Origin of the sequence: Halomonas alkalisoli (genome assembly GCF_021412585.1) — a bacterium.
Lineage (GTDB): Bacteria > Pseudomonadota > Gammaproteobacteria > Pseudomonadales > Halomonadaceae > Halomonas > Halomonas alkalisoli.
In genome coordinates this window covers 247,910-273,209 of record NZ_JAKCMI010000023.1, presented here as the reverse complement: position 1 = coordinate 273,209, position 25,300 = coordinate 247,910, and the positions used below count along the sequence as shown (strand labels likewise).

24 protein-coding genes are annotated in these 25,300 nt (G+C 64.1%); 7 read left to right on the top strand and 17 right to left on the bottom strand.

Annotated features, from left to right (window positions below):
• Positions 1 to 16 precede the first annotated feature (16 nt).
• Complete coding sequence (locus LY622_RS09825; protein ID WP_234290719.1) at positions 17 to 1,054, bottom strand: AbrB family transcriptional regulator; 1,038 nt, start codon at positions 1,052 to 1,054, stop codon at positions 17 to 19.
• Positions 1,055 to 1,168: 114 nt separating this feature from the next.
• On the opposite strand from LY622_RS09825, the gene LY622_RS09820 reads away from it, so the two are divergent.
• Positions 1,169 to 1,942, top strand: a complete 774-nt coding sequence (locus tag LY622_RS09820) for a TlyA family RNA methyltransferase (protein WP_234290718.1) — start codon at positions 1,169 to 1,171, stop codon at positions 1,940 to 1,942.
• Between the two features lie 10 nt (positions 1,943 to 1,952).
• Here the strand turns inward: LY622_RS09820 and mscK are convergent, their stop codons facing one another.
• Entirely contained in the window at positions 1,953 to 5,360 is a 3,408-nt protein-coding gene (mscK, locus tag LY622_RS09815; RefSeq protein WP_439649580.1) for a mechanosensitive channel MscK, read from the bottom strand.
• Positions 5,361 to 5,510: 150 nt separating this feature from the next.
• On the opposite strand from mscK, the gene LY622_RS09810 reads away from it, so the two are divergent.
• The 5 genes from LY622_RS09810 (at position 5,511) to LY622_RS09790 (ending at position 8,163) form a co-directional block, all read left to right on the top strand.
• On the top strand, positions 5,511 to 6,536 hold the full coding sequence (locus LY622_RS09810; RefSeq protein ID WP_234290716.1) for a phospholipase A: 1,026 nt from the start codon (positions 5,511 to 5,513) through the stop codon (positions 6,534 to 6,536).
• A 97-nt stretch (positions 6,537 to 6,633) separates the two neighbouring features.
• Complete coding sequence (locus tag LY622_RS09805) at positions 6,634 to 6,966, top strand: ElaB/YgaM/YqjD family protein (RefSeq protein WP_234290715.1); 333 nt, start codon at positions 6,634 to 6,636, stop codon at positions 6,964 to 6,966.
• A complete protein-coding gene (locus LY622_RS09800; RefSeq protein ID WP_234290714.1) occupies positions 6,966 to 7,382 on the top strand; it encodes a phage holin family protein in 417 nt (138 codons plus the stop codon). The genes LY622_RS09805 and LY622_RS09800 overlap by 1 nt, the downstream gene beginning before the upstream one ends.
• Positions 7,363 to 7,680: a YqjK-like family protein gene (locus LY622_RS09795; RefSeq protein WP_234290713.1), complete on the top strand. Its 318-nt coding sequence runs from the start codon at positions 7,363 to 7,365 to the stop codon at positions 7,678 to 7,680. The genes LY622_RS09800 and LY622_RS09795 overlap by 20 nt, the downstream gene beginning before the upstream one ends.
• 15 nt (positions 7,681 to 7,695) lie before the next feature.
• Positions 7,696 to 8,163 carry a CopD family protein gene (locus tag LY622_RS09790; RefSeq protein WP_234290712.1) on the top strand — a complete coding sequence of 156 codons (468 nt, stop codon included), beginning with the start codon at positions 7,696 to 7,698 and terminating at the stop codon, positions 8,161 to 8,163.
• Between the two features lie 621 nt (positions 8,164 to 8,784).
• Here the strand turns inward: LY622_RS09790 and LY622_RS09785 are convergent.
• On the bottom strand, positions 8,785 to 9,435 hold the full coding sequence (locus LY622_RS09785) for a hypothetical protein (RefSeq protein WP_234290711.1): 651 nt from the start codon (positions 9,433 to 9,435) through the stop codon (positions 8,785 to 8,787).
• Between the two features lie 120 nt (positions 9,436 to 9,555).
• Positions 9,556 to 10,761 carry a BaiN/RdsA family NAD(P)/FAD-dependent oxidoreductase gene (locus LY622_RS09780; RefSeq protein ID WP_234290710.1) on the bottom strand — a complete coding sequence of 402 codons (1,206 nt, stop codon included), beginning with the start codon at positions 10,759 to 10,761 and terminating at the stop codon, positions 9,556 to 9,558.
• Positions 10,762 to 11,102: 341 nt separating this feature from the next.
• Between LY622_RS09780 and LY622_RS09775 the strand changes: the two genes are divergently transcribed.
• Positions 11,103 to 12,035, top strand: coding sequence for a helix-turn-helix transcriptional regulator (locus tag LY622_RS09775; RefSeq protein WP_369413782.1), 933 nt, complete (start codon positions 11,103 to 11,105; stop codon positions 12,033 to 12,035).
• 102 nt (positions 12,036 to 12,137) lie between these two features.
• Here LY622_RS09775 and LY622_RS09770 read toward each other — a convergent pair whose 3' ends face one another.
• From LY622_RS09770 to LY622_RS09710, 13 genes are all read right to left on the bottom strand, one after another.
• Entirely contained in the window at positions 12,138 to 13,421 is a 1,284-nt protein-coding gene (locus tag LY622_RS09770; RefSeq protein ID WP_234290708.1) for a TadG family pilus assembly protein, read from the bottom strand.
• Positions 13,422 to 13,423: 2 nt separating this feature from the next.
• The gene (locus LY622_RS09765) at positions 13,424 to 13,891 is read right to left on the bottom strand and encodes a TadE/TadG family type IV pilus assembly protein (protein WP_234290707.1); all 468 of its coding nucleotides are present in this window, start codon (positions 13,889 to 13,891) and stop codon (positions 13,424 to 13,426) included.
• A 32-nt stretch (positions 13,892 to 13,923) separates the two neighbouring features.
• Entirely contained in the window at positions 13,924 to 14,871 is a 948-nt protein-coding gene (locus LY622_RS09760; protein WP_234290706.1) for a tetratricopeptide repeat protein, read from the bottom strand.
• 83 nt (positions 14,872 to 14,954) lie between these two features.
• Positions 14,955 to 15,923: a type II secretion system F family protein gene (locus LY622_RS09755; protein WP_234290705.1), complete on the bottom strand. Its 969-nt coding sequence runs from the start codon at positions 15,921 to 15,923 to the stop codon at positions 14,955 to 14,957.
• Positions 15,924 to 15,974: 51 nt separating this feature from the next.
• Entirely contained in the window at positions 15,975 to 16,967 is a 993-nt protein-coding gene (locus tag LY622_RS09750; protein WP_234290704.1) for a type II secretion system F family protein, read from the bottom strand.
• A complete protein-coding gene (locus LY622_RS09745) occupies positions 16,958 to 18,322 on the bottom strand; it encodes a TadA family conjugal transfer-associated ATPase (RefSeq protein WP_234290703.1) in 1,365 nt (454 codons plus the stop codon). The genes LY622_RS09750 and LY622_RS09745 overlap by 10 nt, the downstream gene beginning before the upstream one ends.
• Positions 18,323 to 18,396: 74 nt before the next feature.
• Positions 18,397 to 19,587, bottom strand: a complete 1,191-nt coding sequence (locus LY622_RS09740; protein WP_234290702.1) for a CpaE/TadZ family protein — start codon at positions 19,585 to 19,587, stop codon at positions 18,397 to 18,399.
• 66 nt (positions 19,588 to 19,653) lie between these two features.
• Complete coding sequence (locus LY622_RS09735; protein ID WP_234290701.1) at positions 19,654 to 19,836, bottom strand: hypothetical protein; 183 nt, start codon at positions 19,834 to 19,836, stop codon at positions 19,654 to 19,656.
• Between the two features lie 175 nt (positions 19,837 to 20,011).
• The gene (locus LY622_RS09730; RefSeq protein ID WP_234290700.1) at positions 20,012 to 21,562 is read right to left on the bottom strand and encodes a type II and III secretion system protein family protein; all 1,551 of its coding nucleotides are present in this window, start codon (positions 21,560 to 21,562) and stop codon (positions 20,012 to 20,014) included.
• A gap of 183 nt (positions 21,563 to 21,745) precedes the next feature.
• Entirely contained in the window at positions 21,746 to 22,573 is an 828-nt protein-coding gene (gene cpaB, locus LY622_RS09725; protein WP_234290699.1) for a Flp pilus assembly protein CpaB, read from the bottom strand.
• On the bottom strand, positions 22,570 to 23,928 hold the full coding sequence (locus tag LY622_RS09720; RefSeq protein WP_234290698.1) for a DUF8689 domain-containing protein: 1,359 nt from the start codon (positions 23,926 to 23,928) through the stop codon (positions 22,570 to 22,572). Before LY622_RS09720 ends, cpaB begins: the two co-directional genes overlap by 4 nt.
• Positions 23,929 to 24,045: 117 nt before the next feature.
• A complete protein-coding gene (locus tag LY622_RS09715; protein ID WP_234290697.1) occupies positions 24,046 to 24,579 on the bottom strand; it encodes an A24 family peptidase in 534 nt (177 codons plus the stop codon).
• An 81-nt stretch (positions 24,580 to 24,660) separates the two neighbouring features.
• Entirely contained in the window at positions 24,661 to 24,834 is a 174-nt protein-coding gene (locus LY622_RS09710) for a Flp family type IVb pilin (protein WP_234290696.1), read from the bottom strand.
• Between the last annotated feature and the right edge of the window lie 466 nt (positions 24,835 to 25,300).

Here is a 25,300-nt window from a genome sequence, read left to right as displayed (position 1 = left end):
GGCGCGATCTCGCGCCTCAGCGACTACCTGGCACTCCCCTGCTGATCAGATATCGCGCCCAGAAGGGCGCGAATACCATCAGGGCGACCATTCTCAGCAGGTGATGGAAGGCGACGAAGACAGGATCGATGTCCAGCGCCACGGCGAGTATCGCCATCTCGCCGATGCCGCCTGGCGCCAGCGCCAGCAGGGCGACGTCGCGAGGCACGCCGATCAGCCGATGGATCGCCTCGGCGAACAGCGCCAGCACCGCCAGCGCCAGCAGCGTCGCGACGCCGGCTTCGAGCAGGTAGCGGCCCAGGCGCGCCCGGGACAAACCCTGGAACCGCGAGCCGATGGCGCTGCCCAGCACCCAGAGCATCACGTTCAGCCCCCAATCGGGGAGTTGCAGGCTGGCCACGTCGAAACCCGATAGCACCGCGGCAAACAGCAGCGGAGCCAACAGCGACGCGCTGGGCAGCCGGAGCCGGTTACCCAGCATGATCAGCAGCGGCAGCATCAATAGCATCCAGAGGTGAGCCGATACCACCGCCGCCTCTTCAACCTGGGCGGCGGCACCGCCCTCCCAGAGCCAGAACAGGGGCGGCAGCCACAGTACCACCAGGATGATGCGCAGCGACTGGGCAATGGCGATGCGCTGGGGATCGCCGCCGCACTTCTCGCCCATCAGGATCATCGCAGTCATGGCCCCGGGCGCCGAGGCGTACCAGGCGCTCACCGGGTCGAAGCCGCAGCGCCGGTACCAGGCGGCCGCAGCCGCGGTGGAGACCGCCACACCGACGAGCAGCAGCGCCGCTGACAGCGGCCAGTCCAGCACCCGCTCAGCCAGCTGCGGCGTGACCTGGCTACCCAGCACCAGGCCCAGCACGCCAAGAAAGGCCTCACGCAGGCCTTCGGGGATGCGGACATCGACGCCCCGCGCCGAGACCAGCAGGTTGGCCACCAGCGGACCCAGCATCCAGGCCAGCGGCAGCCCAGTTAGCTGGAAAAGCAGCCCGCCCAGCGCCCCGATGCCCAACGAATTTGCCAACGACCTGCCTGCTCCACGCCCCATCCATCACCCTTCTGTTAACCGGCTAACGAAATGAGTATGCCATAATGCCGGCCCAGCTTCTTGCCGCCCATCCTTGCCATCTCATCCTTGCACACCTTCTTGCCGGAGACGCCCATGCCCCGCCTCGATCAGCTACTCGTCAGCCAGGGCCTCGCCCGTTCGCGCACGCGGGCCCAGCGACTGATCCGTAACGGCCGCGTCAGCGTTGCCAGCAGTGGCCGAGTGCTCGACAAGCCAAGCGAAAAACTGGCCGAGGATTGCCGCCTCAAGGTCACGGAGGATCCCGAGGAGCGCTACGTATCGCGGGCAGGACTCAAGCTCGAGGCATTGATCGAGGCGCTGGGGCTCGATCTCGAGGGCAAGTTGATACTGGACGTGGGCCAGTCCACCGGCGGCTTCACCGATTGCGCGCTGCGCTACGGAGCCCGCCATGTGGTCGGCGTGGAGGTAGGCCACGGCCAGCTGGATGCCGAACTGCGTGGCGAGCCACGGGTCACCTGCCTGGAGGGGCTCAACGCCCGGGCCATGGCCGACGAGCCGCGACTCCATGCGGCCCTGGCCGCCCAGGGCGCCGAGGGGCCCGACATCGCGGTAATGGATGTTTCCTTCATTTCCCAGACGCTGATACTGCCGCAGCTCTCCCGCCTGCTGCGCCCCGGCGGTGAACTGCTCAGCCTGGTCAAGCCGCAGTTCGAACTCGGCCCGGGGGGCGTCGACGGCCGCGGCATCGTGAAGGACCCGGCAAGCTACCTCGCCGTGGAAACGCGGCTTCGCAGCGGCTGCGACGACGCCGGTTTCCGTATCCTCCACTGGCAGGAGAGCCCCCTGCTTGGCCGCGACGGCAACCGGGAGTTCCTGTTACACGCCGTACGGGAAGCGAAGGACTAGCCCGGCGCACCTAACGCCCGCCACCGTCACTGTCCCCTGCGCTAATATCGCCGGGGTCGCCATGGGCCCCGGGGGCGGGGTGGGCGGGATCGACTGGCTGACCGGCCGGCGCGCTCACCACCTTCCTGCTGGCACCATCGGGGCGATGCAGCCATACCTCGAGCTGGTTGAAGGCGATGTCCACCTCGTGCTCGGCAAACAGCTCCCCTACACGACAGTTGATCTCGTCGGTGGCGTAGAGCCGATCCCCCAGGGCGTTGACGAAGATACGAAGTTCGAAATTCAGCGTGCTATCGCCATAGTCCATGAAGAACACCTGCGGTTCGGGCTCGGCCAGTACCCGCGGATTCTCATCGGCCGCCTGGCGCAACAGCTGATGGACCAGACGATGATCCGAGCCGTAGGCCACGCCGAAATTGAGCACCACCCGTGTGATCGTATCCGACAGCGACCAGTTGATCAGCTGGTCGGTGACGAAGGTCTTGTTGGGTATGATGATCTCCTTGCGATCGAAGTCGGTCACCGTGGTGGCCCGTATACGGATCTTGCTCACCGTACCGGAGAGATTGCCAAGCGTGATGGTGTCGCCAATGCGCACCGGGCGTTCGAAGAGGATGATCAGGCCCGAGACGAAGTTGGCGAATATCTCCTGCAGGCCGAAGCCCAGCCCCACGCCCAGTGCTGCCACCAGCCACTGAAGCTGGCTCCAGGCCACCCCCAGGGTCGCCAGCGCCACGATGAGGCCGGTGCCGACGATGGTGTAGGAGAGCAGCGAGGTGATCGCATAGGCGCTGCCCTGCTTCAGCTCCAGCCGCGACAGCACCATTACCTCCAGCAGGCCGGGCAGGTTGCGCGCCATCATCAGCGTGAAGCCGAACACCAGCAGCGCGGTGAAGATATCGGCCACCGAAAGGGCGCTGGTGACCAGGTCCGCCCCCACGCCGTCGGACGCCTCCCAGATGGCCACGCGCTCCAGGTAGCCCAGGACCGTGAGCAGGTCCGACCAGACCAGATAGAGCAGCAGCGCAAAGCCGATCAACAGGATCAGCTTGGAGAGACGCAGCGACTGCTGGTTGATCTGCTCCATGTCCAGCGGCGGCTCTTCAACCACTTCCAGCCCGCCTTCGGCCCCCTCCTGCACCTGGGACCGCCGACGAGCCAGCGCTCGCTTGAAGGCCAGCCGGCGGGCCGCCACCGCCAGCCCACGCACTACCGTAGCCTCGACCAGGATCCACATGGCCAGCAGGTAGAGCGTGATGACGAAGCGCCCCACCAGGCTCAGTGCCGTGTATTCGTAGCCGGAAACGATCAGGCCGATGAGCGCCAGCGGGACCGCCGCCAAGACCAGCCCCAGGACCAGGCGGAACAGCTTGACCCCGAAGAACGGCGTATGGGCCATGATCAGGCGTGCCAGCAGTACGCTCATGGCCAGCAGGCCGCCGAGCAGCAGCGTCAGCGCCAGGGGGCGCGTGGTGAGGCTGATCTCGCCATCCCGCGCCAGGGTAGAGATCAGCAGTGTCGGCACCAGCGCCAGGCCCAGCCATCGCAGCAGCTCACGCAGCCGGGCGACATACCCCGCCGGCCAATAGAAATGCTTGGTCGCCACACCGTCACGCACCAGCAGTCGCCGCGACCAGGCAATGAAGGCCCAGGCCAGGGCCAGGTGCCAGAAGGCCAGCCCCAGCCCAGAGGCGATGCCCTGGCCATCGGCCACCAACGCCGCACCGAGGCCACCCAGGGTCAGTGGGCCCGGGAGCGCCAGCAACGCGTTCAGCGCGACCGCCTGGGGTGTATGGCCCTGGGAATCGCTGCGCAGCCGACCTATCTGCTCGTGCAGTGCCGCCAGCCTGCTCTGGATGCGTCGGCGTGACCAGAGCAGCGCCAGCGACAACAAAACAAAAGGCACCCCGACCAGCGCCTTGGCATCCGGGCTTCGCCAGTGATGCGGCAGTGCCTCGCGCCACTCCCCCACCTGCCACTCCAGCATCAGGTTCGCCGGCAGTTGCCGGAACCAGGCCAGGTCCAGCGGACGGGTATTGGCGATCCAGAACAGCTGCTCGTCAATGGTGGTACGCAGCTCTCTCGACGTTTCCAGCAGCTGCTGCTGGTTGAGCTGGAACTCGATGGCCGAGCTCAACAGGTTGCCATAGCTCTGCTCGAGCTGATCCACCAGCTCACGCCGCGACTGGTAGAGGTGCTGCAGCGACTCGATCAGGGCCGGCGTCACCTCCACCCCCGCCTCCTCCAGGCGTTGGTTGGCCAGGCGCTCGCCCTGGCGCAGCATATCGCGCTGTCGCACCAGGTCGAACTGCCGCAAGCGCAGGTCGGCGATCTCATCCTGAAGGTCGCCCCGGGCATCCACCTGGGGCAGTGAGCGACGCTGTTCACGCAGAATACGCGACAGCAGCAGGCTGCCGCGGATCGCATCGATCTGCTCATTGAGGCTGCGCTGCAGCTGGCGCACATGGTCGAGCTGGCTGCGCAGTGCCAGGCTTTCCCGCACCAGGCCATTGATACGATCATTGGCCCGAAGCAGCTCCAGGCTGAGTTCACGATTGACCTGCTGTGCCCGCTCCAGCACCGGGTGACCCGCCTCGAGCAGCGGATCGTCCCGGGCGGCATCGGCAATGGCCTGCTCCGATGCGAGCCGCCGCTGCCGGTCGATGACGCTCTGCAATATGGCGAGTTCGGTCTCCTGGCGGGTTACCTGCTGCGTCAAGAGATCACGCCGCTGCTGTGCGAGCTCACGCAGACGGGTATTGCTGCCCAGCTGGCGCTGGTGCAGCCGCAGGGAGCGCTCGGCCAGGCGCCGCTCGACCAGGCGCTGCCACAGCTGCGGCGCATCTTCGGTCAACCCCTGCCCCTCCAACGCATCCAGTGCGCGCCGGGATCGCTCAGCGGCCTGCATCGCCTCGGAAATGGCTTGCTGCGCCCGCTCGGGCAGCGTCTGGGCAGAAAGCAACTGGGTATTGACCTCGGCCAGCCGGTCCTGGAGCTGCTGCAGCTCGAAAACCGCCTCCTGCTGACGATACTCGAGCTCCTCCAGGGGCTGGTCGTCCAGCTCGGTGGCCGACCGGTCGCGCGCGGCCTCCTCTTCCTGCAAGAGCTCCCGCTCGAGCCGCATCAGTTCCCCTGGGGCCTCCTCGAGGCGCTGCTCGAGAGCGCTGAGACGCTCCTCGACTCCCGCCAGCTGCTCCAGCGCTTCCAGCGTCGCCTCCAATGCCTCGATGGCACGCTGATCGGCTTCACTGACGCTTTCCCCTTCAGCGGGACGCAGTTCGTCCAGGCGTGCCTCCACCGCCGCTCTATCGGGCAGGTCTTCAGCGGCTACTACCGCTACACCCGGCAGCAACAGCAAGCCGACCAGCAGACAGAGCCCCAGGAGCGTGGACCGGATGGCACCGGCAGAAACAGAAATGGCGTACACGATATCCTCTTTGACAAGGGCCCTTGCCCGGCACGATTCTCGGCCTACCGAACGAACTTGGCAATGATTGTCGTCAGCAGTTGACTTGCGTCGGCGTCATGGTAGAAACGGAACTCAAATGCCACGCTTCGAGTTGCCCTCATGACCATTCGTTCCATCCTGTTTGCTGGTGCCAGCCTGCTGGGCTTGCTGCCGCTCGTTGCTCTGGCCCAAGACACCCCCCAGCGAGATATTGAACGAGAAGCCCTGGAAAGCCGCATCGAGGCCCTGTCCAGCGAGCTGGAAAGCCTGCAGCGCCAACTGGAAGTCCTCCCCGAGGACGCCGAAGCGGCGGTGGACCAGGATGACGTGGTGCAAGAAGAGATGGCCCAGCGGCGCCAGCTGGAGCGCGAGTCGACCCGCAACCCCTTCGCCATCACCACCCACCGGCGCAACTACCTCTTTCCTTTGAGCTACACCACCAACCCCAATCAGCCGGCATTTCGTGACATCTCGGCCGATAACGGCCCCAACGACCTCGAGGTCAAGTTCCAGTTCAGCGCCAAGGTCAACATCGCCGAAGACCTGTTCGGTGACACCGGCGATCTCTACTTCGCCTACACCCAGCGCAGCTGGTGGCAGGCCTACAATACCGATGCCTCCTCCCCCTTCCGGGAAACCAACTATGAGCCGGAAATCTTCCTCGACCTGGACAACACCTGGCGCCTGTTCGGCTGGACCAATACCCGCAACCGCTTCGCCCTCAACCACCTCTCCAACGGGCGCTCCGCCTCGCTGTCACGCAGCTGGAATCGCGCCTACCTGGAGAGCGTCTTTCAGCGTGGCGACTGGGCGGTCGCCGTCGCTCCGCACTGGCGCTTCCCGGAATCGTTCAACGACGATGACAACCCCGACATCGATCGCTACATGGGCTACGGCGATGTCACCGTTGCACGGCGAATCAACGGCGACCAGGAAGCCAGCCTGATGGTGCGCGGCAATCCCAGCGCGGGCAACATGGGCTCACAGGTCGATTACTCCTGGCCCCTCTTCGGCAACATCCGCGGACATGTCCAGTATTTCTACGGCTACGGGGAGAGCATGATCGATTACGACCATCGCAACCACCGCCTGAGCGTGGGGTTCAGCCTCAATCCGCTATTTTCCGGCAGTGGCAGTGTCCGTTGAGGCTATCCTCGAACGCCTGCGACAGAATGACGTGCATTGAAGTCGCACCAACGAATGCTATGCTGAGCCTGTCATTCATCGTCAAAGGAAGACCGTCATGGCATCTCGCAAACCCAGTACCGACGACACCACCCGACAACTCAAGGAAGACCTGCACCATCTCACTCAGACGATCGAGGACCTGGTCAGCGCTACCGCCGACGACTCCCGGAGCAACATCAAGGAGCTACGAGAGCGCGCCGAGAAACGCCTGAAAGAGACCCGCGACCGACTCGAGTCACGTGGCGAGCGCCTCTACGACGAAGCGCGTGATTCAGTGTCCCATCAGGTGGATGCCTGTGACCGCTACGTTCACGACAACCCCTGGACCAGCGTCGGCCTGGGTGCCGCCGCCGGCATCGTCATCGGCATGCTTATCGGGCGTCGCTGATGGAATCGAGCCAGGGACCGGCACAACGTCTGTTCAGCGCCGGCAAGCGGCTGCTCAACAGCCTGCTTGCCGTCGGCGAGACGCGCTTGCGTCTCGTCGTGCTCGAGCTCGAAGAAGAAAGAGCACGACTGTTTACCCTGCTGTTGCTCTCCGGCCTGAGCCTGCTGATGCTGCTGCTAGGCCTTTCCATGCTGATGCTGCTGGTGGTGGTGATCTTCTGGGACACGCACCGCCTGGCGGCCATTACGATCAGTGCCGCCGTACTGCTCGGTGGAGGTCTCTTGCTTGCCCTGCTGGTGATACGCCTGGCACGGCGCCATACCCTGCTGAAGGATACGCTGGCCCAGTTGGCCACCGACCGTAACCTGATGGACCGTGATCTGGTGGAGAGTACCCGTGACGAGCCGCGCCGCTGAGCAACAGCAGGACCAGCCCCCCAGCAGGGCCGAACGCAAGGCCCGACTGCTTGCAACCATCGAACAGCAGCGGATCGATATCCTGGTGGAATCCAGCCGCTGGCGCGAAGCCAGCCGGCCCCTTGACGATGGCTGGCGCTCCCTGATGCGGTTCAGGAGTGTCATACTCGCCGCGGGCGGCCTTGCTGTATTGCAGAGCGCCCGACACCCCTCTTCGCTGGTTCGTGTCGGCAAGCGTATCGCTGCCGGCGCCCTGCTGCTCAATCGCGCACGCCGGCTGTTCAATCAGTTCCGCTGAGATAGGTGGCACTTCATGGGGAATACGACAATGGCACTCGCCATCATCTTGCATGTGCTTGCCGCGGTCATCTGGGTCGGCGGCATGTTCTTCGCCTGGATGATCCTGCGCCCGATAGCGGCGGGTCAATTGGAACCGCCGCAGCGGCTGCCGCTCTGGGTTGGCGTGTTCAAGCGCTTCTTTCCCTGGGTCTGGTTGGCCGTGATCGTGCTGCTGGGTACGGGGCTATGGATGCTGTTCGCCGTCTTCGGCATGGCCGGGGCCCGTTGGCATATCCATCTGATGCTGCTCACCGGCCTGGTGATGATGGGTATCTTCGGCCACATCTATTTCGTGCCCTATCCCCGCCTCAAGGCTGCAGTAGAGGGCCATGCCTGGCTCGAAGGGGGCAAGCATCTGGCGCAAATCCGCCGCTGGATCGGGATCAACCTGATTATCGGTCTTGTCACCGTGGCGATAGCCTCCGGTGGTCGCTTTCTGTAAAGCCCGATACAACCGCTGGCGTTTCAGCCTCCGCCGAGGCGCCTGGCGGCGCCAGTCGCGACGCAGAGCGGCGCTCCAACAGATATCCTCTCAGCCGACGGTGCCACACCGCTGTAGGAGGAAGCTTCAGCTCACGACTGGAGGCCGAAGGACTCCCGGCGGTGTCACCAATGCTGGAGATTGCCGCCAGCGTTGGCAGCTTCCGCCAAGGCGCCTGCCGGCGCCAGTCGCGACGCGGAGCGGCGCTCCAACAGTGATTCTACCCACCGACGGTGCCACGCCGTTGTAGGAGGAAGCTTTAGCTCACGACTGGAGGCCGAAGGACTCCCGGCGGTGTTACCGGCGTTGGCGACAACCACTGACGTTTCAGCCTCCGCCAAGGCGCCTGGCGGCGCCAGTCGCGACGCAGAGCGGCGCTCCAACAGCTGTTTTTCCTGCCTTGGCAATGACCGCCAAGGCGCCTGCCGGCGCCAGTCGCGACGCGGAGCGGCGCTCCAACAGCTGTTTTTCCTGCCTTGGCAATGACCGCCAAGGCGCCTGCCGGCGCCAGTCGCGATGGGAACTCGGAGCGCCGAACCGAGCGCTCCAACAGCTGCCTTCTTCACCGATGGTAACTACCCGCTACAGAGAGGCCGAAGCCGGGCTGGCCGCCTTGTGCTTCATCCCCGGAATCCACTTCATGCAGTTTTCTCCGCCCTTCAGCCGCCGCTGAACGAACTGCCGGGTCCGGTGCTGGCCATCGCTGCTGTCACGGGACCAGACGGCAAGGGTAGCCAGGAACAGGCTGGTCAGTGCCACCTCCTCGACCTGGGCCCGCCGGGTCCCGTAGCGCGCCTCCAGCTGCGCCGCCTCGCGCAGCCACTGAACGGTGCGCGACAGGTCGAAGGCCATGGGTACCCAGGTATGCAGATGCGGCAGGTGAGCCTTGGTCCGCAGCATCTGCACGGTGACCCGGCGATGGGCGGCGAATGCGTCGAACCACGCCAGCAGGCAGTGCTCGATGCGAACCCGTTCGGGCCAGTCCTCGAAGGTTTCCGGTTTTTTGGCGAGCATCGCCTGCAGTCCCCGCTGGAACCAGGCATTGGCCACGGCATCCAGATCGCGAAACCGAGTCAGCACCAGTGAGATGGGCAACTCGAGGGCGCGTGCCACTTCCGTCAGGCGTACCGCCTCCCAGCCTTTCTCCTCGGCCTGACGGACAGCTTCATCCACCACCTGGTCGACATAGGAGCTATCGGTGGTCGAGGAACCATGTACGGCAATCATGGACATTGTGGAATCTCCAAGCCAGCGTTCCTGCCATGAGCATAGACCACCCGCATGAGCATAGACCACCCGGGCATGACGCCTAGCCATGAGGCAGGAAGGATTGGCGCATGCGCCAGGCGCTGGTCACAGAGCATTGCCGCAGGCCACTCCCGAGGCCCAGGCCCACTGGAAGTTATAGCCGCCAAGCTCGCCGGTCACGTCGAGCACCTCACCGATGAAGCGTAGCTGCGGCAGTTCATCAACGCTGAAATCCTGCGACGAGATCGCGCGGGTGTCGACGCCGCCCATGGTCACCTCGGCCGTGCGCCAGCCCTCGGTGCCCGCCGGCTTGATCCGCCAGCGGTTGAGGTGCCCCTGCCACGCCGCGATACGCGCATTGGAGAGATCGGCCAGGGTCGGATCCTCGCCGTGCCATTCGCCCAGGGACTGGGCCAATCGCTTGGGCAGGCGCTCGCCCAGCCAGGTGGATAGCTGGCGCCTGGGGTTCTGCCGACGAGCGGCCGCCAGGGCCTCTCCCACGTCGGTGCCGGGCAGCAGGTCGATCTCGAGTTCGTCGCCTGGCAGCCAGTAGCTGGAAATCTGCAGCATGCCCGGCCCCGAGAGGCCGCGGTGGGTGAACAGCAGGGGCTCGCGATAGCGTCGCTCACGCCTCGGCCCCTGTCGCTGGCCATCACGCAGCACGCTGACCGCCACATCGCAGGCCACGCCAGAGAGCGCCGCCGCACGTGCCTTCCACTGTGAGGTCAGCGTAAACGGCACCAGCGCGGGGCGGGTGTCGGTGACCTCCAGGCCGAACTGCCGGGCGATGTCGTAGCCGAAGCCGGTCGCCCCCATGGTGGGAATCGACAGGCCCCCGCAGGCCACCACCACGGCACCGGTCTCGATCCGGCCCAGTGACGTCAGCACCTGCATCCCCTCCCCCAGCCGCTCGATCCTCTCCACCGAGCACTGCAGACGAATATCGACCCCGGCCCAGTCGCACTCGGTGAGCAGGACCCGCAGGATCTCCTTGGCGGAGTCGGCACAGAACAGCTGCCCAGGGGCCTTTTCCACGTATTCGACCCCATAGCGCTCGACCAGCTCCACGAAGTGCTCGGGGCGGTAGCGCTTCAGCGCGGAAATGCAGAAATGCGGGTTGGCGGAGAAGAAGTTGGCCGGCGTTGTCGCCAGGTTGGTGAAGTTGCAGCGCCCCCCGCCGGACATGAGGATCTTCTTGCCCGCCTTGTTGGCATGGTCGACGACCAGTACCCGCCGCCCGCCGTAACCGGCCGTCAGCGCACACATCAACCCGGCGGCCCCCGCCCCGATCACCACCACGTCATAGGTCATGCGCACATGTCTCCCGGCCGCTGCTGTCAGGGCGCGCATTGTAGCAGGGATACCACCCCCTCCTCCCGCATCATGGCTTTCGGCTTTTCAAAGTCAATTTTGCCGTCTAGGATAAGTAAACTCAGCAACAAATCGAAACAATGAAACACTTATCGTCCATCTGACAAGGGAGGAATTTTACACTTAGTTTCAAAGCTCTAGAGAAACTCCAGTGACGCAAAAAAAATCACTATGCATATAACCAGCTACTGGAAAGAGTGCTCAAGAAAAATAAAACATGCTAATTAAAGGATTTAGCATATAGCACAGGGACGAGCTTCGAGCTGAACTGCGGGGGAGCCATGACTGTCTATGAGTATGTGCTTATTGTTGTGCGCAACGTTCAAGGGCAAGCCAACAGTGACTTTCACCATGCCTTGAGACATGAAGGGTATCGTATCGAGATTGTTGTCGCTGGCCAGGACCCCATCCCTATCATGCAGGACAGGCCACCGGTTGCGGTCTGCTTTCAGTTTGATTATCCGGATTTTTCCGGGCTTACCAGCCTTCGCGAGGCCAAACAGGCCGTTCCCTCCGTCCCCTTGCTGATGATCACCCAGGCTCATTCCGAACACCTTGCCGTATGGGCCTTCCGTGCCAGGGTATGGGACTATCTGGTCGAACCTTTCGATATCCAGCGGTTTCTCGAGGTAATGGCCAAGCTATACAGCGTGCGCTTGCCAGGCAAGGCCATCAATGCCGGTACCCCGCCTCAAAGGAGCAAGCCGCAGGAAAGGGAAGTGGTGGAAATCAACAACAGCATTCCTCACGAAGCCCGGCTGCACTGTTCGGCGGCAGGCGATGAACAGGCCCGCCTGCAGCGCGCCCTCTCCTTTATCGATCAGAACCTGCACCGCAAGATCGTCCAGCAGGAAGTGGCGGCACTTTGCGAACTGAGTGCTTTCCAGTTCAGCCGCTTCTTCAAACGACTGACCGGGATTACCTTTCAGGAGTACCTGCTTCACCGTCGCATCAATGAGGCCATGCGGCTGCTGGCCAATCCCAAGGTGTCCATCACCGACGTCTGTTTTACCGTGGGCTTTCGCGACCTCTCCTACTTTACCCGCACCTTTCAGCGCTATGTGGGAAAACCCCCTTCGCGTTACCGGCTCGAAGCCACTCAGTCCCAACCCCCCATTGCCAATACCACAACGGTGACGGCCAATAGCGACGAAGCCCCGATTATCCCCCCCTTGCCGGCATTGCCCGACCCCTTCAAGCCCATCGGTTCATAAGCCCTCGCTACACATTGCAGACTTGCAGGCAGCGTAAATCGCAAAGGGCCCCGCCACGGGGCCCTTCGAAGGGAATGCGCAACGAAACCAGGAACGCAGCATTCAATCCACCAATACCGGTATTCGCGCCAGGATGCCGAAGTTCTCGCCGCCGGTCTGCCCCTTGGGTTCGTGGAAGCTGCAGCTAGGCAAGAAGTAGATGGTCTTCTGACGCCAGCCGGTCTGCTGCGGCTCCGAGCTCCAGTAAGCCAGGTCGCCGTTCGGCTTTTGCAGGTTGAAGGTTTCGACGAAGCTATCCCAGCGTTCTGCCCCGCTGGCACTGTCGCTGCTCCAGTTACCGGGCGAGACACCTTCACTGTCCTCCGGAGGCAGCTCCATCTGCTGTGGGGCCCGGTCGTCGATCTGGTTGGCCTGGTCAATGATCCAGACGATGTTGACGGTCACCGCTCCCACTACCGGATTGCTGGGCGAGACCCCCTCTTCGCAATCGATTACCGGCAATGTCAGGGTCCAGACGATCTCCTTGTTGGTCTCCTCGACCCAGCAGTCGTAGAGGTCGCTGAAGGCCGACTGCACCTGACCGTTGTTGGTGGCGATATCCTCACCGAAGCGGATCTCATTGGGGTTGCCATCGCCACAGACCAGATTGCGGATTTCATTGGCATTGGTCGCACCGCTCTGGTCATGTTCGAAGTTGGTCCAGCCACCGGTCTGGTCGCCTTCTGGAATGAAGCGACCGACACTGCAGGAGTAGTTGCCGTCAGGGTCCAGCAACGCCTGCTGGCAAAGCGCAATCGGCTGGTCCACATCCTCCGGCCGCAGCGAGCCGGCGAAACCGATATAGGCCACCGAGCGTGCCGTGGCGTCGTAACCCTCGAAGCCGAAGATACGCCCGAAGAAGGCCTCTACCTGGGTCTGCTGCCGGGCCGTGACCACCTCCACGGCATTGATAAAGGGGTTGAAGGGGTCGTACTCATCCAGCTCAGCGGTCGACTTCTCGAACAGGTCGACCGGCTCCAGGGAATCATTCGGGGTGAAGGTGCGGTTGGCGAAGCTCCAATGGCCACGCAGGGCACTGACGACTTCCGACGCGGAATTCTGGCTGTTGTTGGCCTGGGCGGCGTCAGTTGCCACCTGGTTGGCGCCAGCATTGACCGAGCTTCCATCTACCGTATAGAGCATCCTGGCGCCCGCCAAGGAGCCGGCATCGGCCGCGTTGTGTAATTCATTCTTGGCGACGAAGAGATTGCCGCCATCCACCGAGAGGGCGGTAAAGCCCAGTAGCATGAACAGCGCCAGGGCTAACAGGACGAAGGAGACACCGCGCTGCCGGCCGGGTGAACCGTGGCGCCAGCCGCCGCGCCGTGAAGAGATAGGCGTTTTCATGGCTATTCCGCTCGCATGGTAGTGGTGGCAGAGAGTTCCAGGATGCCGCCCAGGGTGCCGACAAAGCTGGGCAGCAGCAGGAACTGGTAGGGGTAGTCGACGGTAACCACCAGGTCATCACCCGCCTGAATGGGGTTGCCGTTGGGGCGCACGATGGTGATAGCCATCTCTGCCGGCCCACCCAGGGAGATCAAGTACTGCTCGGCATACGTTCGAATCGCCTCTTCGATGGCGTCATCTTCGGCAGCGGTATCCCGGGGGTCAGGCCGAAAGAGAATGCCGGTTCTCGCCCCCTCCCGGCTGGCATTGGTCAGGGTCGCCTTGTCGTACAGCGCAACGCTGAACTCGATGATGCCGAACAGCAGGATAAACAGCAGCGTGGCGGAGATGGCGAACTCGACGGTTTCGCTCCCCTGCTGCCTGCGCAGCGAGTTCCGCTGCCCTCTCTGCTTGCGTGCCTGGTATTTCATGATCCATACCCTCCACAGCTGGGCGCCGCTGCTCAGTTGGGCCGGTTTGCGCCGCCGTTGCGTCGCAGCAGGCTGTCGAGATTGCGGGCGTTCTCACTGGCGGTAATGTAGTAGGCCGGTGATAGCCGCATGGCCTCCTCGAAGAAGCCCATGGCATCCTGGTAGCGTCCTTCCAGCATCGAGATATAGCCGATGTCGTTGTAGGCCTTGGCCCGGTCGCCGTTTCGCGCCACCGCCTCGATGGCGGTCTCATGGTCGCCCTCCCTTGCGTAGACCAGCCCCAGGTTGCGCCAGGCCAGCTCGTAGTTGGGGTTGGCACTCACCGCGGCGCGCAGCGAATGACGCGCCCCCGGCAAGTCGCCGGCCAGGTAGCGTGAATAGCCCAGGTTGTTGAGCACCAGCGGCGTGCCGGGGCTCGCCGACAGTGCCTGTTCGAAGTGGCTCCCGGCCAGGCTGTGCTCGCCGCGAATATCGGCGATCACGCCCAGGGCATTGTGCGCCTGCCAGGGAGAGTTCCGCCCGTTGGCGATGGGAGTCAGGTGGCGTTCGGCGCCCTCGTAGTCGCGCTGCTGCAGCAGCAGGACACCCAGCGCCGTGCCGGCGCCCACGTGGCTCGGCTCGATCTCGAGCGCCCAGCGATAGGCATTCTGGGCCAGGTCTTGATTGCCGCGCCCGTGGTGGATGATACCGACCCGATAGAGCGGATCGGCCTGGGGCCGCCGCTCCATGCGCAGGCCGCGCAGGTACTCGAACAGGGCCCTGTCGGCGTCACCGGCCCGCAGGGCCGCCTCGCCGTTGCGATAGGCCTCCCCCGGCGAGGCGACCGGGAAGGCGGTGCCATAGGCCAGCGAGGAGCCGTCATCCCCCAGCGGGCCGTAGAGGTCCGAATTCACACCGTTTTGCTGAGCCGTGCTGGCACAGCCGCTCAGTGCCAGCGCCAACGCCGCCAAGGCGATACAGGAGAGGGACTTGCATTTCATGGCTGATGCTCCCTGAATGACCGCTATCGTAGTGATTAACGGTGTCGTGATACTTCGTTGTCGTTATCAGCGTTCCTGCCGGTTCAGCGGCCGGCCACCGCCGCCGCCGCCCCCAGCAATGGCGGCCCCAGGGCCACAACGAAAAAGCTGGGAAACACACAGAAGATGAGCGGAAAGAGCATCTTGGTGCTGACCTTGGCGGCCTGCTCTTCGGCCTCCTGGGTGCGCTTGTCGCGTAGCTCGACCGCGTAGATGCGCAAAGTCATGGCGATGCTGGTGCCGAAGCGCATGCTCTGCAGCAGGGTGGTCACCAGGCCACGGATATCCTCCACACCGGTGCGCTCCTCCAGGTCGCGCAGTGCCGCCTTGTTGTCCATGCCGGCACGGGTCTGCAGGCCGAACAGGTGCAGCTCGTCGGCCAGCTCCGGGTGGCTCACTTCCAGGTCCCGGGCCACACGCTGAATGGCGGCGCCCAGGCCCAGGCCCGCCTCGCTGCAGACCACCAGCAGGTCCAGGGAGTCGGGCAGGCCGCGGCGCAGCGCCAGGGTGCGGCCCTTGATGGCCCGCTCCAGCCAGAAGCGCGGCAGCAGATAGCCGGCAATCGCCACGGCTATCACCATGATCACGCTGACAGCCGGATCGATGCGCACGAAGGGAATCACCAGTGTCAGCAACAGCACTGCAGGCACCACCGCCAACAGCAGGCGCACACCGAAGAAGATATTGACGGCCCCCGGCGAGCGCTTGCCGGCCCGGCGCAGGTCTCGTGCGATACGACTCTTGGTCTCCTCCTCACTGGGCACCAGCCGCTCGCCCATGGGGCCCAGCCACTGGCCCAGGCCCGACGCCCCGGCCGCCTCGGCATCGCCGCTGGCCTCCAGCCGCCGAAGGCGGCGGCGCAGCGGGTCCGAGGCGCCCATGACCAGCAGCATCAGCGCCACCATCAGGGCGAAGATCGCCAGCCCCAGCAGGGCGGCAAAGCCCAGCTGCACCACCTGGGGGTCCTGCAGTCGCTCACCGAGCGGCTCGAACCAGAGCGTCATGCTTTCCATGTCCTGCCCTCCTCACTCATCACGCGCACTCATTACGATCACCCAGCGCACTCATACCTCGATGCGTACGATCTTGCGCATCCACAGAATCCCGAGAACTACCAACACAAAGCCAATCACCACCAGCTGACGACCCACGGGGTCCTGGGTCAGCATGGGAAGAAAGTTCGGCGAGACTAGGCTCAGGATTCCCGCTAACACGAAGGGCAGCAGCGCGAGAATCCAGGCGGCCATGCGTCCCTGGGCCGAGAGGGTGCGCACCTTGCGGTGGAAGCGGAAGCGATCGCGCACCACCGCGGCCAGGCCGTCAAGCAGCTCGGCGAGGTTGCCGCCGGTTTCCTTCTGGATCAGCACCGAGGTGACGAAGATCATCACCGTCACGCTCTGGACCCGGCGCAGCAGGCCAAGCATCGCGTTGCGCACCTCGCCGCCGTAGTTGATCTCCATGAAGGTGGTGCGAAACTCGCCGGCGATGGGCTCGGCCATCTCCTCGGCGACAAGGTGCATGGCATCGCTGAAGGGGTGACCGGCGCGCAGCGCCCGGGCCATGACGATCAGAGCATCGGGCAGTTGCTCCTCGAAGCGGGCCAGGCGCCGGCTGCGAGCCACAGTAAGTCGCAGGAAGGGCACATAGGCCACGCCTAGCCCCAGCAGCAGGGCCAGCGGCAGCGGTAACAAATGGAAGCCTGCTACACCGGCTATGCCGCCCAGGCAAACCGATGTAAGCACCACCCGATAGCCCGGTGTTTCCTTTCCCGTCTGCTCGACCAGCCGCTCCACCCGCTCCATGCCGGGCAGCGACTCCAAGGCCCGCTCCAGGGGCCCCAGCTCACGCAGGTACTTGCGCCGCACCAGGGAGATATTGCCCTGATGCGCCTCGTCGGAGATGGCCCGCAGGCGCTTCTTGAGCCGCTTCTGAACCTGGCGGTTCTCGCCGAAGGCCGGCACCAGGAAGCTCTGGATCAGCAGGAAGGCGGCTATGAAGATCATGCCGACCACGATCATCTCGTCGGAAAGCCGGATACCCAGGCTGCTCAGTTCCATGGCCGCTGCACTCCCATGTTCTGGAAGATCTCCAGGCCCGGGTCGAGCCCGCGGCGCTTCAGGTGGTCATAGAAGCCAGGTACCACGCCGGTGGCCACGTGTCGACCGAGTACCTTGCCGTCGGCGTCGATGCCCTCCCGCTCATAGCGGAAGATCTCCGACATGGTGATGATCTCGCCCTCCTGGCCGTTGACCTCCTGCACGCTGACCAGCCGGCGCACCCCATCCTCCTGGCGTTCTATCTGCACCACCACATCGATGGCCGAGGCGATCTGCGAGCGCAGCGCCTGGGCCGGCAGCTGGTAGCCGCTCATGGCCACCATGTTCTCGATGCGGGTCAGGGCGTCGCGGGGGGTATTGGCGTGAATGGTGGTCAGCGAGCCGTCGTGGCCGGTGTTCATGGCCTGCAGCATGTCGAAGGCTTCGCCGCCGCGCACCTCGCCGACCACGATACGATCGGGGCGCATGCGCAGGCTGTTGCGCACCAGGTCGCGCTGGCTGACTTCCCCCTTGCCCTCGATGTTGGGCGGCCGGGTCTCTAGGCGACCCACGTGGGGCTGCTGTAGCTGCAGCTCCGCCGAATCCTCGATGGTGACGATGCGCTCGTCAGAAGGAATGAAACCGGAAAGCACGTTGAGCAGGGTGGTCTTGCCCGCACCGGTACCGCCCGACACCAGCACGTTGAGCCGCGCCTTGACCACCTTCTCCATCAGTTGCGCTATCTCCATGGACAGGCTGCCGAATGCCACCAGGCTCGGCGCATCAAGCTTCTCGACCGCGAAGCGGCGAATCGACAGCATGGGGCCATCGATGGCCAGCGGGGCGATCACCGCGTTGACCCGCGAGCCATCCTTGAGCCGTGCGTCCACCATGGGCGAGGACTCGTCGATGCGCCGCCCGACGCTGGAGACGATGCGATCGATGATGGTCATCAGGTGCGCATCGCTGTCGAAGCGCAGCAGGGTCTGCTCCAGCTTGCCGCGGCGTTCCACATAGATGGGGTTGGTACCGTTGACCAGGATGTCCGACACCGTCTTGTCGGCCAGCAGCGTCTCCAGGGGGCCCAAGCCCAGCACCTCGTCCTGCAGTTCGGTAACGATGCGCTGCCGTACGCCGGCATTGAACGGCAGGGTCTCCTTGCTCATCAGCGACTCGCACACCTGCTGCACCTGCAGCCGGGCCTCCCGCTCCTCCAGGGTATTGAGCAGGGTCAGGTCCAACACCTTGACCAGTTGACGGAACAGCCGCTGCTTATACTCCTGTTCGGCCTGGGACAGCTGGCCAGCCCCGCGGCCCGCCCAGGCCGAACGCGACTCCGCCTCTCCGCCAAGGGTCATCCGATCACGCAGGTTCATGGCCGTTCTCCTTGCTATGGTTCGCTTGAGCGGTGCTGCTATTCGTTAGTAGCGGTTGTTGTAAGTGGCGATAATCAGTGCCGGCCAGGCAATGCCCAGCCCAGCAGCGAGCGCTTCTTGCCCCGGCCGGCGCCCGCTTCCTGACGGGTCGCAAGCGACCGGGTCAGCTCCTCGATCTGTCGAGTCAGGGGTGCCCGGGGGGCGATTTCGTGAAGCGGGCTGCCCACGTTGATGCTGTGGCTGGCGCGCTTGAAGTCGTTGGGCAGCGTCTGCAGCGACAGGCCCGGCAGGGCATCCTCGATCGCCGCGAGAGTCACGTCACTGCGCTTGTCGTAGCGGTTGACCACCACGCTGATCCGGGAAGCCAGCATGCCAAGCTCATGAACGAGAATGTCGCGGAGGCGCTGGGCATCATGCAGGTGGGCCACACTCTGCTGCATCACCACCAGCACGTGTTCGGCGCGCTCCAGCACGCAGGCGGTCGCGCCGTTGATCCAGCGCGGCAGGTCGACCACCACCTCCTCCTGGCTCTGGCAGAGCACCGCCAGCAGCTGTTCGACGCGGGTTTCGGGCACTTCGCCGAGGCTCAAGTGGTCCCCCGGCGAGGAGGCCAGCAGCCCCACCCCGCTGGGGTGGTATTTCAGGTAGGCCTCCATGGCCAGGGCGTCCAGGCTGTCGGCCGATTCCAGTGCCCGAACCAGGCCATGGTCCGGGGTCACGTTGAAGTAAAGCGGCAAGGAGCCGAACTGCACGTCGAGATCCACCAGCACGGTATCCCGCTCCTGCCGTGCCAGGCAGTGGGCCAGGTTGGCGGCCACCAGGCTGGCCCCGGAGCCCCCTTTGGCATTGATCACCGCCGTTATCCGTGCGGCGTGGCTCGGGTCGTCGCGCCGATTCCGGGCCAGCTCGCGCAGGAAGTGGAAGATCTCAGCATCGTCGATGGGTGGCGAGAAGAAATCACGCGCCCCGGCGCGCATGGCCAGGCGGATCAGCTCCACGTTTCCCTTGGGGCCCACCACCAGCAGGGGTGGGCGCTCCGCCGCCGGTCGCTCGCACAGGGCCATCAGTTCCGCCTCCCAGTGGGTGCCCACCAGCAGCACCAGGGCATCGGGAAGGGGTGCCACCCCTTCCAGGGGATCGACGTTGCCGTTGATCATCAGGCGAGAAGTGACCTGGATATCGCCCTGGCTACTCAGCAGCGACTCCAGGGCACCCAGTTCATCCCGGGTTCTTCCCGCCAGCAATATCTCGAGCCGTTTACGCATTGCGTCACCTGCTTGTCATGGAAAACCCTGATTGCCGCGTGGCCTGCTGCCGATGGCTGGGGCCGTTCAGGGCAGTGAAGCCGGGGCCTGGCTACCGCCAGGTGCCTGTCGATAGTGGCGCATGGCCTCCGCCGCCTTGGCACCGTGTAGCGGCGGCACCGGATCGCCCGGCTCATAGGTCTGCATCGCCTTGGTATGCTGCACGCTCTCGCCATAGGGCGGCAGGTCGGCCCCCGGCTGGGGGGCCATGCAGCCCGCCAGAAGCGTGGCGAAGAGCAGCAAGGCTGCTGTCAGCCATGGACGCCCCCCGAGGAACCGCCGGACCGGCAAAGCAAAGTGGATGGTGTAAAGCCTGCCTGCACTGGATCGTTGTAAAGGAAACATGGACGCGCCCCCTGTTGATAAGTCGCCAAGGCGATAAAGGTCAGAGATCATGACCGAAGCGGCCTTCGGTGCCGCCATCGGGGCGGCTCGACATCAGCTCCAGGTCGAAGCTGCTCGGCCGCTGGCGCGGGTTGTCGCCACCTTCCTCCAGGGACCGAAAGCTACCCAGCAGGTAGAACTCCAGGTCGCTGGGTGGCACGAAGGAGCCGGTGGGCAGGCGCACCTGCTCCGGGGCAAAGGAGCGCGCCAGCCGCGGGGTGACGAAGATCACCAGCTCGGTCTGCTCCTTGATGAACTCCTGGCTTCTGAACAGCACCCCCAGCACCGGCAGTTCGCCGAGGCCGGGCATCTTGGCGACGTTCTCGCGCAGGCTCTCGTTGAGCATGCCGGCGATGGCGATCGTCTGGCCGGTGGCGAGCTCCACCGTGGAACTGGCGCTACGCTTGGCCAGCGCCGGGACGAAGAACTGGGTACTCACGCCACTGCCGACTCCCACCTGAAGGCTGTTGACCGGCACCAGGTCGGAGACCTCGACGTTCACCTGGAGGTTGATGGTGCCGGAGTCCAGCACCGTGGGCAGGAACCCCAGCCCCACCCCGAACTCCTTGTGCTCGATGGCCACCTGGCCGTTTCCCTGGGGCACGGGAATGGGAAACTCGCCACCGGCCAGGAACTGGGCCGGCTGGCCGGTCAGCGTGGTCAGGTTGGGCTCGGCCAGGATCTTGGCCACGCCCTCACGGCTGGCCGCGTCCAGCACCAGGTTGAGCAGGTAGTCGCCACGCTGGTAGCTGGCGAATATCCCGGTATCGGCGATGGTGGCAGTGGCCGGCGCGAACTCGGTGACCGCCGGGCCAAGGGGGGTGCCGCCGCCGAATACGGGGATGCGTGCACTCCCCAGGCCATCAGCTCCCGCGAATATGGCATCGGGAAAGCTGGCCCCACCACTGACCGCGCCGCCGCGGAATGCCGAAGAGCCCACGTTGAAGACGTTGAAGTTGGCCTCCAGGCGCTTGACCAGGGAGCGGGAGACCTCCGCCACCTTGACGTCGAGCATCACCTGCTGGGCGCCCCCCACCTGCATCAGGTTGAGCACCGCATCCTCGCCGCCGAAGCGACTGGCCAAGCGCAGGGCGGTTTCCAGCCGCTCGGCGCTGGAGAGCTGTCCGCTCAGCACGATGCCATCCTGGGCCGAGCGCACCTGAATGTTCTCGCCGGGCAGCAGCTGGTGCAGGCTACTCTTGAGCGTTTCCAGGTCGTGGGTCACCGTGACATTGAGCGCACCCTCGACTCGCTCCCCCTGGTCCCACAGCACTACATTGGTGGTGCCGGTGGACTTGCCCAGCACATAGAGCTGGCGAGAGCCCATCACCACGATATCGGCAATCTCGGGGTTGCCCACCGATACCACCCGAACCGCCCGGGGAAACTCCAGTACCTGCCCCTGGTTGATCGCCACGGACACCGCCACCGAGCGCCCCTCCAGGGGCATGGAGACGTTGCGGCTGCTGCCCGGGTCGGGCCGGCTCTGGGCCGCAGCCAGCCCGGCCCAGCTCACCGCAAGCAGCAAGACCAGCATCACTATCCCGCTCATCCCCCTGCAGCTCATCCACCCGCGGGCAGCCCCCCCGTCACGCCGTGTCCGCTGTTCGCCTTGTCTGGTCATCTTGATTCCCCCTTGCCCCGCGTTACCTGCTTGGTAAGGTGTTTTCATTAGCCTTACCCTGTTCTTTTCCGTTCTTTTCCGTTGTTACTGCTCCCTTGCCCAAGACCGCCGTCAGTTGCGTACATTGACGGTGCTGACCTGGGTGCCACGAATCACATGGACCTGACGCTGTACCGGTGCCGCGGGTGCCGGCGCCGGCCTGGCTTGTTGCCGCGGCTGGATTTCCGGCAGGTTGAGCACCGAGCGCTGGGCCGTCATGACGTCATTCTCGTCCTCCTGGTCCAGGGGATTGCGCAGGGTGAGCTGTACCTTGCCCTCCTGAGTGGCCTGGACCAGGGTCTCGGCCTGGCGCGGGTCCACCTCGAGAGTGACCGCGCGCACGATCACCGGGCCGTCACGCTCCTGGGAGGCGATCTGGTCCACCGCCAGCACCTTGATGTTGCGCAGGATCGTTTCCGACGCGACGCTGTTGCGGTTGCCGTTGTTGTTGCGCTGTGTGGAAACCACGTCGACCCGGTTGCCGGGCAGCAGGAAGCCCGCCACGCCCACCACGTCGTCGACCCGCACGCTCATCGCGCGCTTGCCGTGGTCCAGCAGCGCCGCCAGGGCACTGCCGCCCAAGTGTTCGGCCACCCGCCCCTCGTGGAGGATCTCACCGGAATAGATAATCTGGTTGCTGACACGCCCCACGACGCTGTCGAGATCGTTGAAGCTGCCCGGTGGCACCGACTCGGGCGGCAGCTGCATCACCTTGAGATCGGACGCCTGCACCGTGGTACCGAAGGGAATCTGCATCGCCGCCACCACCACCTCGCTGGTTTCGGACAAGGCGTTTCGCTCGCCCCCCTGCTCCTGCAGCCAGCTCATGGCCACCAGGGCGGCGCTCAGGGCCATGAAGAGTGAAATCGCGAACATCGCGAAGATACCTTTGCGTTTCATGATCCTTCCCTCCCATGCACGGCAGCGTCACCGTCGGTAAAATCGCCGAAGTAGGTTTGCCAGGCCCAGTTCAGGGTCTCGCGGTCAGGGGTGGTTTCACCCCGGTAGCTCAACTGATCCAGCGCCAGGCTCAGCAGATCGCGGGGGTGGCAGGCCAGCAGCGGTACGTTGTAGCGGGCATGCAGCTCGTCAATCACGAAATCGACCAGCGCCCCTTCGAACGGCAGCCCCTGCGCCTGGCACTGCTGGGCCCAGATGGCTCGATAGGCCTCGCGATCCAGGGGTGAGAAGCGGATCTTGTAGCCGATGCGGCGAAGAAAGGCGGCATCGGCCAGGGAGAGCGGGTCGAGGTTGGTGGAGAAGACCAGGGCCACATCGAAGGGCACGCTGAAGTGGTAGCCGTTGGAGAGCGCCAGGAAATCGCGCCGCTCTTCCAACGGCACGATCCAGCGGTTGAACAGCTCGGTGGGCGACATGCGCTGGCGGCCCAGGTCGTCGATCACCAGCATGCCGTTATTGGCCAGCAGCTGGACGGGGGCCTGATGGATATGGGTCGCCATATCGTACTGGATCTCGAGCCGCTCCATGGTCAGCTCGCCACCGGTGACCACGCAGGGCCGCCGGCAGCGCACAAAGCGCGGATCGTGGCCCTGCCCCAGGTAGAGCGCCGAGAGCACGGCGTCCTGCTCGGTCGCCTCCACAGCCTGGTGTACGGCCGGGTCGAAGCAGCGCACCGCCTTGCCTCCGACCAGGATGGCATGGGGGATCAGCACCTCGCCCTCCAGCAGCCGTGTCAGGCGCCGGGCGATATAGCTCTTGCCGGTGCCCGCCTCGCCGTGGATGAACATGGCCCGGCCGGAGTGCAGCCCCGGCCCCAGTTGGTCGAGCAGCGCGGGGTCGATCACCGTATCGGCGAAGGCCTCCGTGACCGTGTCGCGTCGAATCGCCACGTCGCTGAGCGCCTGGGCCTCGACCCGCTGCTGGTACTGCTCCAGGGTGACCGGCGCCTTGCCGCTGTAACCGTCGCGGTTCAGCGCTTCCAGCGCCGAGGCGCGGCCACGGTCGGTCAACCCGAAACGCAGCGCCCCGCCATCGCCCTGGCCGCGCACCTCTACCCGCCCCTCGTCGCGAAGGAAGCGACACACCTCCTCGACCACGCTGCCGGCCAGGGCCGCACCACCGCTCAGTTGGTGCAAGTCCAGCACGCCCTGCTCGAAGAGCTGCTTGACCAGCAGGTCGCCCAGGTAGAGCGCCGGGAGCCCGGTTTCCGCCACCGTGCCGGGGCGCGGCACGGCGATGGCCGCTGTCCGCTGGCCGGCGCTGGCTGAACTGGACTCGGTGGCTTCGATAGGCATGGCGAACCCCGCTTAATGTTTCGTTACAAAACTAATAAAAACACCTGAATTATCTGGCAATAACCGCTATCTTCTTGATCGAATCTATAAAAATTCGACCGTCCTATCCCACCACGCCTATCCCACCACCAGCGACCATTGCCAGATAATCCAGCCCGTTCCTCCGATCGCAATCGACACCGCAAAGGGAAACTTTTTGCCCATTACTTCGCCCTTATCAGGGGCAATGTACAGTGGCTTTCCAGTATATAACAGCGTCTTTGCCATCAATCCGTATCGGCTCCATGGCGAAATAGCATCTCGACTTAATATCGACGAAGCAACGAAGCATATTCCAACGATACCGCCAACAAGCATACTGACTATTGCCACTTGCAAAACACCCAACGGTCCCAGCAAGGTGCCAATCGACGCCATCAGCTTGGCGTCCCCCGCGCCGGTAAAGCCCATCAGATAGCCGGGCATCAGGATCGCCAGCCCCACCAGTAGACCAAGAGTGGCGGCCAGGATACCGCTTGGGCCTGCCAGCACTCCCTGCAGCAGCAGCCCGACGGCGGCCCCGGCCAGAATAAGGCGGTTAGGTATCCGCCGCGTGCGTAGATCCCAGGCTGCTGCGCACCATACCAGCATTAAGCAAACGGTATTTAACATATTATTTCCTGAGAAATAATCTTCCAATGGAAGAGTGCATCGCCGACTTCCTTGTCGGCGAAAATTGACTATTATTTACCCTTACGCAAGCATACCTGCAAGTGCAGTTAGTCTTGCCAGTGCCGCATCACCTATCGTGACCATAATTACAGTACCCACCGCAACAAGTAAGGCAGCCAACATCGCCCATTCCACCACCTCGGTGCCCTCTTCTTCTTTCCAGAAACGCTCGATACCCTGCATCAGCTTGCTCATGATTGCATCTCCGTCTGTTTGTCTTTTTCAAGCCTGCTGTTGTCGGTAACCGGCGCCTCTGGCCCCGGCTCTCGGGAATCAGCATTGACGTTACCAAGTGTTAATGCTTGAAGTATCTTGCAGAAGACTAGGAGTATCTTGCAGCGGCTTGAAGAAAACTGAAGGAGTGTGCCGAAAGCAGCGGAGTGGGGGCTGCAAGCTGCAAGCTGGAGACAGCAGCGAGGCCAATGGTGAGTCGCTGGGGCAGCGAGATGACCTTATCGTTGAACCGAGCCCTTGCCGGCTCGTCGAATGCAGAAGCGTGGCTCCCCCAGCCAACGCGCATCGCTTCTCTTTTTGTACAATCTATGTACAATTAACGTCACTGCGTGGAACTTGTGAATTGTTGTCACACTTCTGCCAAGCCGCGTGGCTAGTATTATCAACGGTGCCCCAAAGGATTGGGGCGTCTCTCAGTCATGCATCG